The following is a 15,951-nucleotide window of genomic DNA, read 5'->3' as shown; positions in this document are numbered from 1 at the left end:
ATTTGTTCGGCTTTTTTTGTTTGTGATCGTGATGATTCTCGATAAAAGATATAAATATAGCCAATGGTTTCAACCATTGGGACGTAATGTATTTACAATCCATTTTTCAAAAAACATTTCCCACAATACAGCTCCCGAAATATTTTCCATAGTTTGAGACATCAGCAATATTTTGGTTTTTATCAATTCTAAGAAAAATCTTAAAACCTTTGAGTCTCTGCACCTTTGCCTCTTTGTTCCTTATAAAAAAAGTTTTTTTTTAACATTTTTCTTTTAATATTTGTGTGCCTTTTCAACCATAAAAGGCGTAACTAACCAATTGTTTAAAACTAATTTATGAAGAGAACTTTACTATTATTTTGCTTCTTTGGAAGCTTTTTTTATGCCCAAGGGCAATCGTATTTTGGATTTCGGGATGATAATTATGCAGGAATTCAAGGTGTACTATTTAACCCTTCGGCTGTTGTTGATTCTAAATACCAAGTTGATATTAACGTATTTTCGGCTAGCGCAACGGGACAGAATGACTTGTATGGAGTTAATTTTGCAGAGATTTTAGATGGCAGTTTTGATTTGCAAAGAGACGGAAAGAAGAATATTAAATCGAATAATAAGGGGAATTTTAATGTTGATATTTTAGGTCCGTCCGTTATGTTCAATATTACGCCAGCTCACAGCGTTGCGCTTTTTACGCGTGTACGAAGTGTAACTAATGTTGTCGATGTAAATGGTCAACTTGTTGATGAGGTAAATAAGGATCTAGATGTTTCAAATAGTTTTTTAATAACAGGAGGAAATCCAAATGCTGTTACGAATTCGTGGGCAGAAATTGGCGCCAGCTATGGTACAGTTTTACTCGATGAGGAAGAACATTTTATAAAAGGCGGTGTTACACTGAAATATTTAATGGCAGGAGTAAACGGCTATATTAACGGAAGTAATTTGAGTGTTGCTTTTAATAAAAATGATGTAAATCCCGCTTTGAGCGAATATTACTCAACAGGAACATTAAAAACAGCTGCAAGTTATGATTATCAAAACGGTAATGATCCTAAGTTTGACGGAAGTTCGGCTGGCGTTGGTTTTGATTTAGGGTTTACATATGAATATCGCACCAATTGCCATACTTGCAGAGGAAATCGATATAAGTTTAAAACCGCAGTTTCGATAACAGATATTGGAAAACTTAATTACAAAAATATGGTCGAAAACACCTACGATTTGTCAGGAAGAGTTACGCAGGATGATATTGATAATGCCGATAATATTTTTGAGTTCTTTGATGCTAATTATGTAAAAACAGCAACACGAAAAGGGATGCAGGCTAATTTACCAACGGCTTTGCACACCAATTTTGACTGGAACATCAATAATAAATTTTATTTGAATTTAAGCGGTGATTTTGGATTGGTTGATGCTAAAAAAACAAATGGAACCGCAATTGCCAATTCGGTTACATTTACGCCTAGATTTGAAGATGGGAAATTTAGTTTTTACGTTCCTGTAACTTGGATGGAATATGGCGGAACTCAAGTTGGAACTGGTTTTAGAGCGGGCCCGTTGTTTATTGGTTCAGGATCTTTAATCAGCAATTTGTTTTCAAACAATTCTAAAGGCTGTAATCTTTATGTGGGCTTGAAATTTCCTATTTATCAAAATTATAACTAAGGAGCTGAGAGGCTGAGGTGCTGAGGTTCTGAGGTTTTTTTTATTGAGGGGCAAAGGTGCAGAGGTGCAGAGGCACAAAGGCTTTTCTTTGAGTCTGTAAATAGTTAAGCCGAACAAAGTTCGGCTTTTTTGTGATAAATGATTAATCGTGATTATAAATAGGCAATGGTTTCAACCATTGGGAGGTAATATGATCATAGTTTATTTGCTGAGAAGTATTTTAGAGAATAAAAAAGCGCGAGTTTCACTTTTGTGAAACTCGCGCTTTTGGGTTAAGATAAGTTTAAGTTTTCAAGAAAAAACTTAGAATCTCAGCCCTTTAGTACCTCAGTACCTCAGGGTCTATAGTGATGTATTAACCGTTTAATCGTTTGTTATAATTTAAAACGTATAAACAAGTTAGATACCTAAAAATACTCTTGTAAATTCAAAACATTTATATAAGTTAGAGTAGATGTTCACACTATTTTTGACTATTATTTCATTTAACTTTTCCATAATCGTATGTATTTAGTTAGACAATCACTCTCTATGATGGTTCATTATGTCATGATTCCTCTTTTGCTGTTTCGCGTGAGGGTTCATGCGGTTTCGAAACTAAATTGGTTACAACAAGCTGCAACAATGATCCGAAGATGTTTTTAAATGTCGAAGGGGTTTTTCCTACTACTAGTTTTTTGGCCAGAAAACCAATTCCAATACTAATCGCAGATTGTGCCAAATGACTTTTAAAACCAATTGTTTCATTGATTTCTTCGACCGTATTCCGAATTAGATTAATAGGTTTCAAGTTATCTTTAATATCCTCGATTTCCTCTTTAATCAAATCCCATTCTTTATCTTGTCGATTTTCGAGCTGTTGTATTTTCTGATTCAATTCGTCAATAGTGTAAATAGCCTCCATAGTAGTCTTTTTTAGTTATTAATCGAATAAATCAGTTTTTAGTTTCTTTTAGAATACTGGAAACAATTGTGTTTCCAATTGGAGTCTTAATTAGGCTATGGTGCATTTTATGAATCACAATGGCAACAATTAAATAAAAAAGTGCCATAATAAAAAAGCCATAATAATATTCTCCAAGTTCTTTTCCAATCCACAAACTAATACCAATATTGAGAAACAAGGAAAAAAATGCAACAACAACCGCAACCGCAATCTTTGATGTGAGTGTTGAAACAACATCGGCCACAGACGATACCGTTTTAAGTTTTAGTAATTCTAAACTCGTTTTGGTATAATTTTCGGCTTTCTCATAAAGATTTAGATCTTCATTTGTTGTTGCATTTGGTTCCATGATAGTGGTATTTATGGTTTGAAAGAATCACTTTTTAGTAATTTGTTTTTACAGATTTAGCTTCGTCTTTAAGCGCATTAAAGTCTTCTTTTGCTTCATTAAACTTTGCTTTTCCTTCTTGAATAATTTCTTTACCGTTTGAAGTGATTGTGTGTACAACGCCGTCAAACTTATGTTTGAGATTATCGCCGTAGTCTCTTGATTTATCTTTGATTTTTTTTCTGGTATTTGAACCTTTATCTGGTGCAAATAATACTCCTAATAATGCTCCTGCTGCGGCAGCTCCAACAATTCCTAAAATGGTGTTACTCGTTTTCATAATAATTGAATTTTAGTGATTAATATATTTAATTTAAAAAGGGTTCATTTTTTACGTTTCCAGCCTTTAAAAAGTCTTTAGTATTAGATTTGTTTTCATTATTAAAATAGCTGCCAATAAATTGGTTAACCATTATTTTATTTCTTTTTTCAGGTTTAGTTCCGTTTCTCTTAAAAGATCAAATTGTTCAGGCAAATAGGTCAATACTAATTTTAAAATTGTTTTGTCATTTGTTTGTTTAGAGATCGATTCCAGTAATTCGATTTGATCTTCTAAATATTCTTTCATAGAATTCAGATAAACAGTATCAAAATCAAAAGCATTTACATTAACCAAATTGTAGGTATCTCTTCTATGCGCTGCATCTATTTCAGATATAATAATGAGCCTTTTAGTAGCTAATTCATTTATATCTTCCAATAACCGATTTTGCTGCGTTTCGATTTTTAAACTCAAAATTACTATTGAACTTTCTGAACTTTTTTGTTGTGCAATCTTGCTTTTTGAAATAATCGTTTTACTAACATTTGCAGCAGCTATAAAAAAAAAGGCTTCTGTTTCTTCCTTTTCATTTTTTGCAAAAGTTTCATTTTTCTTTAGTGTCGTCTCAATTGGATTATTCTTTTTGCACGATGAAACACAAATGATAATCAAAAAAAAACACACCTTAAAAAATGTACCCTTTAGTATAGATGTTGCTCTCATTATTACTTCATAAAGTATTATATTACAAAGTTGGCGATGAATGACGTATTTTGCTTTACAGCATAAAAAAGAAACGTTATATAATTCCCATAAAGAAATTATATAACGTTATTTTACAATGTTTTATGAAGCTATTTGTAAAGAATTAATCAGGAAGAAAAATGGTGAAAACCGAGCCTTTATCCGGCTCGCTGTCCGCCATAATAAAGCCTTTATGGTTGTCGACAATTTTTTTGCAGATCGCCAGTCCAATTCCAGTTCCCGGATAATCTGTTTTGGAATGTAAACGTTGAAATAATATAAAAATCGTGTCTTTAAATTGAGGATCAAATCCCATTCCGTTATCTGTAAAAGTAATCTTATGGTATTTTTTTACATTTTGATCCAGCAATTCAGGATAATCTTCAGAAAGTACTTTAGTGCTTTCAATTACGATTTCAGGTACAACATTAGGTTTGCTGTACTTTAAAGAATTCCCAATTAAATTAATAAAAAGCTGTTCTATTTGATACGGAATCACAGATAATTTAGGCAGTTTTGAAACTGTAATAACTGCTTTTTTATCTTCGATAATTTCTGTTAATTCCGCTTCGGCATTTTGAAGCAGTTCATTTAACTGCGATTTTATAAATTCTTTTTTGGTTGTATTCGTTCTCGAAAATAAAAGAAGATCATCAATTAAAACGCGCATTCTTTTAGCCGAAATCTGAATTTTAGTAATATAATCGTTCGCGCTTTGCGACATTACAGCTTTATCAGCATCAGAAATTCTCGAAATAAAAGTTTGGATTTTTCTTAACGGTTCCTGCAAATCATGACTGGCAACATGGTTAAAAGAAGCTAGTTCTTTATTGCTTTTTTCTAATTCGTGATTACGTTCCTGCAATTCTATATTAAGCAGATGCTCATCGGTAATATCAAAATTAATTCCCAGTAAAATTTTGCTTCCCTGTTGATCCGTCAATAATTTTCCTGTTGATTTAAAATATCGAACTTCACGGCTTGGAAGCAATATTTTGTAATAAACAAAAGGAAGTCGTCCGCTGTTTATAATACCTTCAATAGATTTAGCAACCGTTTCTTTATCATCTGGATGTACAAAATTTAAAAAAGTATCTTTTTCAGGTACAAATGAACCTGGCTCGTAACCTAATAAGCGAAATTGGTTATCAGAATAATCAATTTTATTAGAGTCTAAATCCCATTGCCATGTACTGAATTTACCAATAGTTTCAGATTGTGCGATTAAACCGCTGGAAATTAAGAGTTTCTTATTGAAAATTTTCAAACGCTCGAAATCTTTGCTTATTTGTCTGTAAGCCAATAAAATAAAGCTCATAGCGACTAAAAATAATGAAATAGAAAAAAGCGGACTTAAAGATATTTCGGCATCATAGATTTTCAGCCTTTTGTTTAAGTACTTTTTCTCCATATCATTCATTTCGTCGACCTTAAAACGAATGTTTTCCATCAAGATTCGGCCGCCAAACATATGATTGTCAAGTCTGCGTTTGTCATATGTTTTAGGATCGCTGTATTTTAAACAGTTTTCAAACGAAACAAAACGCTGAATAATTAACTTAAAAAGTTTGCGAAGGTTTTCCTGTTGAACAGGATTATCAGCCGTTAATTTTCGCAAGGTGATAAAGGAAGTATTTACTTTATCCCGCGAATAAATATAAGGCGTTAAAAATCGTGCATTTCTAGTAATAATATAACCTCGCTGACCCGTTTCGGCATCTTTAATTGCCGACATTAAACGTTCCAGCTGAATATTTATCTCATAAGTATGCATAACAAGCTTACTCGATTCGTTTAAATCTTGGTTGTGCTTGTATGCAATAGAGGAAAGAAATAACAGAATGAAAACTGCGATTACAAAAATAACTCTCAAAGAGTTTGAAGAATTAAAATTTGGTATCCATTTCATTGATCTACAATTATTTTAGACGCAGTAAAAAATTATCACGATTTAATCCTGATGTATGATAGTGCCAGTTTACAGTCACAACTTCGTTGATTATTTTTTTAAGCGTATTAAAATCGCTTGGTTTTTTAATGTAAATATTGGCACCTTGAATAAAAGTATCTTCAATATCTTCTTCAGATGATGAAGTTGAATAAATGGCGATAATAATGTTTTTAAGATGTTCTGTTTTTTTGATTTCGATCAAACATTCTTTTCCTGTTTTTTTAGGCATATTCAAATCGAGAAATAAAATATCAGGAATTTTTGTGTTTGGATTCATTAAATGATCCATTAACTGCATTCCGTCATGAACAAAATTTACATTGGTTTGTACTTTTACTTCTTCAAAAGCATCCTTAAAAAAAAGACGATCATCTTCATCATCATCTGCGAGTAAAATATGTAATGCGTTTTGCATTTTTATGTGGTATTTAGTTTTGTTTTAAATTTTCTCTTCGTTTCTTAATTATTCGCTGAAAAGCCGATGGCGTAATGCCGGTTGTGTTTTTAAACTGTGTGCTTAAATGAGCAACACTTGAATAGTTTAATAAGAACGCGATTTCTGTTAAGCTCATTTCGTTAATGATAATTAACTGTTTTGCTCTTTCAATTTTTTGTAAAATGATGAAGTTTTCAATAGAAGAATAAGTTACTTCAGAGAAAACGTTCGATAAATAGCCGTAACTATGATTCAGCTTTTCTGCTAAGAAAACGGAACTTTTGTAATTGTTATTGTCTTCCATGAAAACAAGCTCAATTATAGCATCTTTAATTTTTTGAACTAGAACACTCTTTTGATTTTCAACAACTTCAAATCCGCAAGGGCTTAAATTGTTTTTTAAAGCTTCAAGTGCATCAGAATCTAGACTATCATCAACCTCGATTTCTCCAAAACCTAAAGTAGTAAAATTTATATTTTGCTGCTCGAGATTTTGCTTCAGATAAAGAGAGCAAATGGTGTTAATGTCAAACTTTATAAACAGTTTCATTTTATACAAATTTGGTTAAAGATAATTAATTTATTTTGGCTTATAGTCTTTCTTGCTCTTTGTATTAAGGAAATATTAACGTATAAAAACCAAATTTTCAAAAAAATACCGTCTAATATTTTGCTACTAGACGGTACTTCTGATCGAATAAGAAAGTTTCATAATTCTGACAGGATTTGATAAAATTCTTTTTTTTCTGTATTTGCTAAAGTTTTTGGTACGTCGCAACTTTTATCTTTAGCAAAAATTAAATCATTAACCGTCAGAAAAGCTTTCATAGCTTTAGATTCTGTTTTTATTCAACCAAGCCTTTTTTATTTTTGTAAATAGAATGTGGGGTCCTTATTACATGGTAAAGTTGCGTATTAATGTTGAGTTTCGTGTTATATTTATTTTGGAAATCGTTGCATAATTCACATTTCAAGCTTTTTTTAAACTTGATAACGGCGCAGAATCCAAGCCATTTTTTCATGTTCCTGCAATAAGTTCGTCACAAAATCTGCAGAGCCGGCATCATTGGCTTCGTCTTCAAAAATCGGAATATAAGCTCGAAATTCCGTTACCAATTGTTCATGATTTTCTAGAAGTTCCTCGAGCATATGTTTTTGCGAAGCATATTCCTTTGGAGATTCTTTTAGTGTAGAATTTTCAATGAATTCTTTCATCGTTCCAATTGTTTTTTCGCCAAGCTGATTGATGCGTTCTGCAACTTCATCGATTTGAGCTTCTAGAATTCGGTATTGCTCTTCAAACAATTTATGCAATTCCATAAAACTATTTCCCGAAATGTTCCAGTGAAATTTTCTGGTTTTTACATACAGAATCATTTCATTAGATAATATAGTCGCTAATATACTTGTGCTCTTTTTTAAATTTCGTGTAGATATTCCAATATTCGGGGTCATAAGTATCTGTTTTTTAGAGTTCCTTTCAAATTTAAAAAGAAGTGATTCTTTTTTCTTACATAATTTTTTGCAGTTGTTATAAAAATTCAATGTTAATTGGACAATTAGATAATATGGCAATTAGAAAATTGAAATATCCTACTTGTCACCCTGAGCGAAGTCGAAGGGCGTTCCAATTGGAACTTGGGCTTCGACTGCGCTCAGCCTGACAACAATTCACAATTCACAATTTACAATTCACAATTATAATTCGTAATTTTGTTGCACTATTAAAATGTAATATGACAACACAACAACTACACGAACAAATTCTTCAAAAAAAATCGTTTTTATGCGTTGGCTTAGATCCTGATTTAAGTAAAATGCCGCCGCATCTATTAGAAACAGAAGATCCAATTTTTGAATTTAATAAAGCGATAATCGATGCCACTCATGATTTAACGGTAGGTTACAAACCAAATACCGCTTTTTTTGAGGCATACGGAATAAAAGGATGGATGTCACTGCAAAAAACAATTAACTACATAAACGAAAATTATCCTGAAATTTTTACAATTGCCGATGCGAAACGCGGCGATATTGGAAACACTTCGAGCATGTATGCCAAAGCTTTTTTTGAAGACTTAAATTTTGATAGTGTAACTGTTGCTCCTTATATGGGGAAAGATTCTGTTGAACCTTTTTTAGCTTTTGAAAATAAACATACTATTATGCTGGCTTTAACTTCTAATGAAGGTGCTTTCGATTTTCAGACTTTAAATACAAACGGAACAGAATTGTACAAACAAGTTTTAGAAACTTCTAAAACATGGAAAAACAGTGAAAATTTAATGTACGTTGTAGGAGCGACAAAAGCAGAATATTTTGCCGATATTAGAAAAATTGTTCCAAACAGCTTTTTGTTAGTTCCAGGAATTGGCGCTCAAGGCGGAAGTTTGTCTGAAGTATGCAAATACGGAATGAACGATAAAATTGGGTTATTGGTAAACTCCGCAAGAGCAATTATTTACGCTTCAAAAGGAACTGACTTTGCTGAAAAGGCTAGAGAAGAGGCTTTATCAGTTCAAAAAGAAATGGAAAATATTATTAATGCTAAGTTTTAAATAACTTTATAAATAGATTAACCGCAAAGTTCGCTAAGGTTTTTCGCAAGGTTCACAAGGAAAATAACTTTGTGCTCTTAGCGTAAATCTTTGCGAACTTTGCGGTTAAAAAGACATCTTAATAAATGAAACAGTTAACAGATCAAATAGGAACCGTTCATTCTTTTGAAACCGCTCCCAAACGAATTATTTCTTTGGTTCCATCTCAAACAGAATTGCTTTATGATTTGGGTTTAGAAGATAAAATAATCGGAATCACAAAATTCTGTGTTCATCCGTATCATTTAAAATCGACCAAGAAGATTGTCGGCGGTACTAAGAAAATTCATTTTGAAAAAATAAAACTGTTACAGCCTGATATTGTCATTTGTAATAAAGAAGAGAATACAGAGGAAATAGTAAATCAGCTGCAAGAAATTTGTCCAGTCTGGGTTACCAACATAGTTTCTATAGAAGATAATTTTCAGATGATTTCAGATTTTGGTCAATTATTCAATTGCAGAACTGAATCGCAAAAGTGGAATGATAAATTGACTTTCGCCTTGAGCGATTTCAAAAAATACATTCAGGATATTGAAGTAAAAAAAGCAGCGTATTTCATTTGGAAAAACCCCTATATGGTCGCTGGAAATGATACATATATTAATGAATTGCTGCAACTAAATCATTTTGAGAATATTTATAGTGTTAAAGGACGTTATCCTGAAATCGAATTAAAGAAAATGCGTTTAGAGGGCGATCCAGATGTTGTTTTTCTTTCTTCAGAACCTTATCCTTTTAAAGAAGAAGATGCTTTTGAAATAGGTAGGTTTACACATCATGCCAAAACAATCTTTGTAGACGGCGAAATGTTCTCTTGGCACGGCAGCCGATTATTAAAGGCTTTCTCCTATTTTAAGTTACTCCACGAAAGATTTAAAAATTAATTTTTTGTTTCAAGTTTCAGGTTGTACGGAGATATTTAACCGCAAAGAGCGCAAAGGTTTACGCAAAGTTCGCAAAGTTTTTTACACAAAGCTTTGCGAACTTTGTGTTTTATACGAAGCTTCGTAGATAGAAACTTTGCGCTCTTTGCGGTTAAATTATGTTCAAAGCAAAGTAATATTAAAGCTGATCCCGAAGCGTCGGGAGAAACAAAAAAAAATGCCGACATCTCGAAGACGCCGGCATTGTTTAACTAACCAAAACCAAAATAATAAATAACCAGTTTATTACATTACAAAGATCCGACATATATCGATCTTATGCTGTTAAGATCTTGTTATTACTTTGTTGGATATAAGTTAATGTTCAAAAAAATGTATTTTTTTAACCGCAAAGGGCGCAAGGAATTACGCAATCCCGATAGCTATCGGGAGGAAAGTTTTTTACAAAGCTTTGCGAACTTTGCGCTTTATACAAAGCTTAGTATATAAAAAAACTTTGCGCTCTTTGCGGTAAAATTACGTTCAAAGTAAAACAACCTGAAACCTTAAACAAAATAAACCAAGTTAACACAAAAAAAGAATGCCGGCATCTCGAAGACGCCGGCATCATTTAACTAACCAAAACCAAAATAATAAATAACCAGTTTATTACACTACAAAGATCAGGTATATATGGATGCTTTGCTGTTAAGGTTTTGTTATTACTTTGTTGGACATACGTTAAGATTTTTTAAGTGTTGATTTTGAGCTTTCTGTAACGGTATATAGTTTTTTATTATTAAAATATAATAACAATCAATTTTGATTATCAATATGCTAAAGATAAGTTTGTATATTTGATAAAACATTAAATATCAGCAATATGGAATCAAACAAAAAATTAACAACTGCTACCGGAACTCCAGTTCCAGACAATCAAAACATTCAAACTGCGGGCCCTCGCGGACCTGTTTTGTTACAAGATTTTTGGTTTTTAGAAAAGATGGCGCATTTTGATCGCGAGGTTATTCCGGAACGACGAATGCATGCTAAAGGTTCTGGCGCTTACGGAACTTTTACAGTAACTCATGATATTACTAAATATACAAGAGCCGATTTGTTTTCGGAAATTGGTAAAAAAACAGAAATGTTTGCTCGTTTTTCTACAGTTGCAGGAGAAAGAGGCGCTGCAGATGCAGAAAGAGATATTCGAGGTTTTGCTTTGAAATTTTATACAAACGAAGGAAACTGGGATTTAGTAGGAAATAATACACCTGTATTCTTTTTCCGTGATCCAATGAAATTTCCTGATTTAAATCATGCTGTAAAACGTGATCCAAAAACCAATTTGAGAAGTGCTGATAACAATTGGGATTTTTGGACTTTACTGCCAGAGGCTTTGCATCAGGTTACAATAGTAATGAGTGATAGAGGTATTCCGAGATCGTACAGACAAATGCACGGATTTGGAAGTCATACTTTTAGTTTTATAAACAAACAAAATGAAAGACATTACGTGAAATTTCATTTTGTAACACAGCAAGGTATTGATAACCTTTCTGATGAAGAAGCGGCTAAATTAGTAGGAGGAGATAGAGAAAGCCACCAACGAGATTTGTTTGATGCTATTGAAGAAGGAAACTTTCCAAAATGGAAATTGTTTGTTCAAATCATGACCGAAGAACAAGCCGAAACGTATCGTTTTCATCCTTTTGATTTAACTAAAGTTTGGTTGAAAAAAGATTTTCCATTGATTCCAGTTGGAGAGTTTGAATTGAACAAAAATCCAGAAAACTATTTTGCCGAAGTAGAACAAGCCGCATTTAATCCGGCGCATGTTGTTCCAGGAATTAGCTTTTCACCAGATAAAATGCTGCAAGCCCGTTTGTTTTCTTACGGAGATGCACATAGATATCGTTTAGGAGTAAATAATTTCCAAATTCCTGTAAATTCATCTAGATGTCCTTATAATACTTTCCACAGAGACGGAGCAATGCGTGTTGATGGGAATAACGGTTCGAAAAAACATTATGAACCAAATAGTTTTGGCGAATTGCAAGAACAGCCAGAATTTAAAGAACCGCCATTGAAACTTCACGGCGATGCGTGGGCACATAATTTTAGAGATGATGATAATGATTATTTCACACAGCCGGGATTATTATTCAACCTGTTAACTCCAGAAAAGAAACAACTGTTGTTTAAAAATACTGCAGGACAAGTTGGCGGCGCACAAAAGTTTATTCAGATTCGCCATATCAGAAACTGCTTTAAAGCGGATCCAGCGTATGGAGAAGGAGTTGCAAACGCTCTTGGTTTAACAATGGCTGAAGTAGATGCTTTTGATGATCCAAGATTGTCGATTGTGGTTCGTTAAAAAAAGGTACAAAGGTTCAAAGAGGCAAAGGTTCAAAGGTTTGCTTCATGATTTTAAAAATTAATCCGACAGGTTTTAAAACCTGTCGGGTTTGTTTTTTTATTGTCTTTTATTTAAACTGGACTGAAGTCCAGCTCTACAATATAATTTTTTCCTTTAGAACTTTAAAAGAGCTTTGGTCTCGATCTATATTGTACGGCCGGACTTCAGTCCGGTTTATTTAAGATGTAAAAATGTAAAAAAAAGCTAAACCCGACAGATTTCAAAAATCTGTCGGGTTTGTTTCGTTTTATTATAAAGAAAAACCTTAGTTCCTTTGAACCTTTGCCACTTTGAGCCTTAAGAAAAAACCACTGTCTTATTACTATAAACCATTGTTTTTCTTTCTGCATGCAGTTTAATTGCTCTTGCAAGAACAATACGTTCCAAATCGCGGCCTTTCATGATAAAATCTTCAACAGAGTGAATATGAGAAACTCTTGCAATATCTTGTTCAATAATTGGTCCTTCATCTAATTCTTCGGTGACATAATGGCTTGTTGCGCCAATAATTTTTACACCGCGTTTAAAAGCCGAATGATAGGGTTTTGCTCCTGGAAAGGCAGGCAAAAACGAATGGTGAATATTAATGATTCTATTTTCGTAAAGCGAAATCAAATTGGGTGTGATAATCTGCATATAGCGTGCTAAAACAATAAAATTGATCTGGTATCTTTTTAAAAGCTCAATTTGTTTGGCTTCGCCTTCCTCTTTATTGTCTTTTGTAAAAGGCACGCAATGAAACGGAATATCAAATCGCTCTGCAATGGATCTTAAATCGTTATGATTGCTGATAATAAGCGGAATTTCGATGTTTAATTCTCCAGCACTGTAACGTCCTAAAATATCAAATAAGCAGTGATCGTATTTAGAAACGAACAATGCCATTTTTGGTTTTTGTTCCTGATTGTACAAATCCCAAGACATATTAAAGTCGGCGGCGATAGATTGATCAAAATCAGTTTTAAAATCTTCAATTGTAGTTTTCGGATTGGTCAATTCGCATTCCAATCGCATAAAAAAGACATTTTGTTCTACGTCAACATGCTGATCAATGTAAATGATATTTCCTTCAACTTTAGCAATAAAAGTAGTCACTGCAGCGATAATTCCTTTTTGGTCTTTGCAATGAATCAGAATGGTTATTTTTTGCATTTTGGTCTTTTGGTTTAGTCTGTTAATTGTTAATTTTAGGTTTAATCGTTAATTCGGATATTCGGTTACACGACTAAACGGTTAACCGATTAAACAATAAAAAAATTATTTTTTATCCTGCATTGCAAAAACATTTTTCAATAAAGGCGTTGTTCTTGCGCTAATGTTAGTACGAATATCTTTTTCTTCGACAGCAATCATTTTAAAAACACCAGATAACGCCTGAGTCGTTGTGTAATCCGTTAAATCTGGATTTACTTTTTTCACAAGCGGGATTGTGTTGTATTTATTTATAATGTTTTTCCATACTACATCGGCACCTACTTTTTCAAAAGAGCTTTTAATTACAGGATTAAATTTTCCGTATAAAGATTTAGTTGTGTTGCTTTGTAAATACGTTGTTGCGGCACTTTCATTTCCCAGCAAGATATTTTTTGCATCGGTAATCGACATATTTTTCACTGCCGAAACAAAGATTGGAGTTGCTTCTTTCACAGCATCTTCGGCAGCACGATTCAGCATTTTAACGCCTTCATCGGCAAGCGAACTCAATCCAACTTTTCTTAAAGTAGCATCGACTTTTTGCAGTTCTTCGGGCATTAGAATTTTTACAGCTTCATTTTTATAAAAACCATCTACGGCGGTTAATTTACTTACTTGTTCTGTAATTCCTTTATTTAGAGCTTCTTTTAGTCCAGATGCAATATCAACGCCGCCAACTCCTGAAACTTTAGTAGATAGTTTTGATATTTTTTGAGCTAAGGTTTCTTTTACCTGAGCCTGAGAACTTAGAGAAAATAGGAGAGACAGAATTAAAATCTTTTTCATTATAGGGTTTTTATTTAAGTTTCAAAAATACTACTTATTCAAAAATAAAGCCACAATTTTATTTGAGGAGCTGTAACAATTTGTTTTATAATTAACATTAGAACAGCTTTCAATTTCTTGGAGATAGAAATTTGATGAATAGGAGAGACGACAATACTGCAAAAAAAAAAAGATTCAACTAAAAGTTGAATCTTTTTAATTAGGTATAAAAAATGAGTTTATTGCTTTACTTCAAATTTTCCGTCTTTCTCTGCATAAATTTCAGTTGCAGAAGATTCGTATTTCTTAAAAGATGAATCTGCTGTTTTTTCTACTAAAATAAAGGCGTTGTTGTATTTAATAAATTTCAATTCTAATCCTTTATCCGTAGTAATAGTTGTTTTGTCGTTAACTACAACAAAATCAGTTTCACCATTATCTTTATAAATCCAAACCTTTGATTCAGTTGGATCATTTGAAGATAGAATACTTCCTTCTGTACGATTAGCAAATCGATCCGTTTTAAGTTTTCCTGTTTGTGTTTTTCCGTTTTGAGATACAGTTCCGTTAATATAGATATAGTAAGCAGAGTCAAATGTTGGATTTTCAACTTTTGCAGTAAAGTTACTTTGGTTTACAGTCATTAAACTTGTAATGTTTGCTTTAGCTTCGTCTGGCCACATACTCATCATACCTGCACCTTGTTTTGCAGTTTCTAGGTATTCTGAAGCTTTATTGAAATTTAAAAGAAACAATTGTGTCAGCGATAAGTTTAGGTAAATTACTTTGTTGTAATCTTTTGGTTTTAATTTTTTGTATTCTTTACCCACATAACCCAAGTAGAATTTTTCAAGTTCTGTTAGATAAGATTGATCTAAAGAATTGCTTGCAATTTTGTCTAAAAACTCAGTTGTTTTAGTATTAAATTCAATAAGTTCAGGAAACTCATCCGCTTTTTCGAATACACCGTAGTTTAATGTGAATTCTTTTTCTGTTGTAAAAATATTATTATCAGCAAGATATTTATATCCAATGTTATTTAGGTCACTTGCTAAACTTTGATTTGGCTTTCCGTTTACATAAGTTCCAGAATACATTTTAGCATTTGTGCCTTTTTCGTATATGATTTCATTGTTTTTTCCTAAAACCAAATATTTGAAATCTCCGTCTAAAAGATAAGTACCATTATCAGCTCTTTTGTAAGTAGCTCCTTTATATCCCATTAAAACGCGAACATCTGGGTTTGATACATCTTTTTTAGAGTAATCTTCAATAGTGTTTTTTACTACATTATGCTCATACGTTTTTGTGGTCTTGTCAGCGTAATCTGCGTTCCAAGTATCATCTCCTTGAACAATAATATTGTATGTTTTAATGTTTTTGAAAAAGTCAGATTTAGGAATCGTTATCTTAACTTTTTCTTGTTAGTGTCTGCTTTTTGGGCATAAGATGCACTGCTTAATGCAGTTAGTAATAAGATTAGGGTAATTTTTTTCATAGGATTATTTTTGTCAAATATATGATTATGACAGATAAATATAGTATCAGATTAAATATTTTTAAATGAAAAAATGAACTTATATTTCGTTAGGATTTAATACTTTAATTGAATTCTATACGATGAAAATTTGTATTGTAACCGGATTATTTCGATTAAGATCATTAGTACATATTCTAGTATAATACTTTTCCGCCTTCATTAAATAAAAAGGGAT

General features: G+C 32.4%; 15 protein-coding genes. 4 read left to right on the top strand and 11 right to left on the bottom strand.

Annotation, left to right across the window (positions count from 1 at the left end):
* Positions 1 to 336: 336 nt before the first annotated feature.
* Positions 337 to 1,668 carry a DUF5723 family protein gene (locus BOW55_RS16395; protein WP_129025012.1) on the top strand — a complete coding sequence of 444 codons (1,332 nt, stop codon included), beginning with the start codon at positions 337 to 339 and terminating at the stop codon, positions 1,666 to 1,668.
* Between the two features lie 547 nt (positions 1,669 to 2,215).
* Here BOW55_RS16395 and BOW55_RS16390 read toward each other — a convergent pair.
* The 8 genes from BOW55_RS16390 to BOW55_RS16355 all read right to left on the bottom strand — a co-directional run bounded on the left by BOW55_RS16390 (position 2,216) and on the right by BOW55_RS16355 (position 7,850).
* Positions 2,216 to 2,572, bottom strand: a complete 357-nt coding sequence (locus tag BOW55_RS16390) for a hypothetical protein (protein ID WP_129025010.1) — start codon at positions 2,570 to 2,572, stop codon at positions 2,216 to 2,218.
* A 31-nt stretch (positions 2,573 to 2,603) separates the two neighbouring features.
* Positions 2,604 to 2,963 (bottom strand): hypothetical protein, encoded by a 360-nt coding sequence (locus BOW55_RS16385; RefSeq protein WP_129025008.1) that lies wholly within the window; start codon positions 2,961 to 2,963, stop codon positions 2,604 to 2,606.
* 34 nt (positions 2,964 to 2,997) lie between these two features.
* Positions 2,998 to 3,282 carry a YtxH domain-containing protein gene (locus BOW55_RS16380; RefSeq protein WP_089055197.1) on the bottom strand — a complete coding sequence of 95 codons (285 nt, stop codon included), beginning with the start codon at positions 3,280 to 3,282 and terminating at the stop codon, positions 2,998 to 3,000.
* Positions 3,283 to 3,414: 132 nt separating this feature from the next.
* Entirely contained in the window at positions 3,415 to 3,936 is a 522-nt protein-coding gene (locus BOW55_RS16375) for a DUF4142 domain-containing protein (RefSeq protein ID WP_241686596.1), read from the bottom strand.
* 196 nt (positions 3,937 to 4,132) lie between these two features.
* On the bottom strand, positions 4,133 to 5,917 hold the full coding sequence (locus BOW55_RS16370; protein WP_089055195.1) for a CHASE3 domain-containing protein: 1,785 nt from the start codon (positions 5,915 to 5,917) through the stop codon (positions 4,133 to 4,135).
* A 10-nt stretch (positions 5,918 to 5,927) separates the two neighbouring features.
* A complete protein-coding gene (locus tag BOW55_RS16365) occupies positions 5,928 to 6,374 on the bottom strand; it encodes a response regulator (RefSeq protein ID WP_089056501.1) in 447 nt (148 codons plus the stop codon).
* Between the two features lie 13 nt (positions 6,375 to 6,387).
* Positions 6,388 to 6,945 (bottom strand): AraC family transcriptional regulator, encoded by a 558-nt coding sequence (locus BOW55_RS16360; RefSeq protein WP_089055193.1) that lies wholly within the window; start codon positions 6,943 to 6,945, stop codon positions 6,388 to 6,390.
* Positions 6,946 to 7,376: 431 nt separating this feature from the next.
* Positions 7,377 to 7,850 (bottom strand): Dps family protein, encoded by a 474-nt coding sequence (locus BOW55_RS16355; protein WP_129025004.1) that lies wholly within the window; start codon positions 7,848 to 7,850, stop codon positions 7,377 to 7,379.
* 281 nt (positions 7,851 to 8,131) lie between these two features.
* On the opposite strand from BOW55_RS16355, the gene pyrF reads away from it, so the two are divergent.
* The 3 genes from pyrF to BOW55_RS16340 all read left to right on the top strand — a co-directional run bounded on the left by pyrF (position 8,132) and on the right by BOW55_RS16340 (position 12,235).
* Positions 8,132 to 8,953 carry an orotidine-5'-phosphate decarboxylase gene (gene pyrF, locus BOW55_RS16350; protein WP_129025002.1) on the top strand — a complete coding sequence of 274 codons (822 nt, stop codon included), beginning with the start codon at positions 8,132 to 8,134 and terminating at the stop codon, positions 8,951 to 8,953.
* Between the two features lie 125 nt (positions 8,954 to 9,078).
* Positions 9,079 to 9,879, top strand: a complete 801-nt coding sequence (locus BOW55_RS16345; RefSeq protein WP_129025000.1) for an ABC transporter substrate-binding protein — start codon at positions 9,079 to 9,081, stop codon at positions 9,877 to 9,879.
* A gap of 862 nt (positions 9,880 to 10,741) precedes the next feature.
* The gene (locus tag BOW55_RS16340; protein ID WP_129024998.1) at positions 10,742 to 12,235 is read left to right on the top strand and encodes a catalase; all 1,494 of its coding nucleotides are present in this window, start codon (positions 10,742 to 10,744) and stop codon (positions 12,233 to 12,235) included.
* A gap of 339 nt (positions 12,236 to 12,574) precedes the next feature.
* Here the strand turns inward: BOW55_RS16340 and purU are convergent, their stop codons facing one another.
* From purU to BOW55_RS16325, 3 genes are all read right to left on the bottom strand, one after another.
* Positions 12,575 to 13,429: a formyltetrahydrofolate deformylase gene (gene purU, locus BOW55_RS16335; protein ID WP_089055188.1), complete on the bottom strand. Its 855-nt coding sequence runs from the start codon at positions 13,427 to 13,429 to the stop codon at positions 12,575 to 12,577.
* A gap of 105 nt (positions 13,430 to 13,534) precedes the next feature.
* Positions 13,535 to 14,257 carry a DUF4197 domain-containing protein gene (locus BOW55_RS16330; protein ID WP_129024996.1) on the bottom strand — a complete coding sequence of 241 codons (723 nt, stop codon included), beginning with the start codon at positions 14,255 to 14,257 and terminating at the stop codon, positions 13,535 to 13,537.
* A gap of 218 nt (positions 14,258 to 14,475) precedes the next feature.
* A complete protein-coding gene (locus tag BOW55_RS16325) occupies positions 14,476 to 15,459 on the bottom strand; it encodes a hypothetical protein (RefSeq protein ID WP_129024994.1) in 984 nt (327 codons plus the stop codon).
* Positions 15,460 to 15,951: the final 492 nt, after the last annotated feature.

It is taken from the genome of Flavobacterium sp. YO12, assembly GCF_004119495.1.
Lineage (GTDB): Bacteria > Bacteroidota > Bacteroidia > Flavobacteriales > Flavobacteriaceae > Flavobacterium.
Note: the sequence above shows the minus strand (reverse complement) of the source record. Positions and strands in the feature narration are given on the sequence as shown.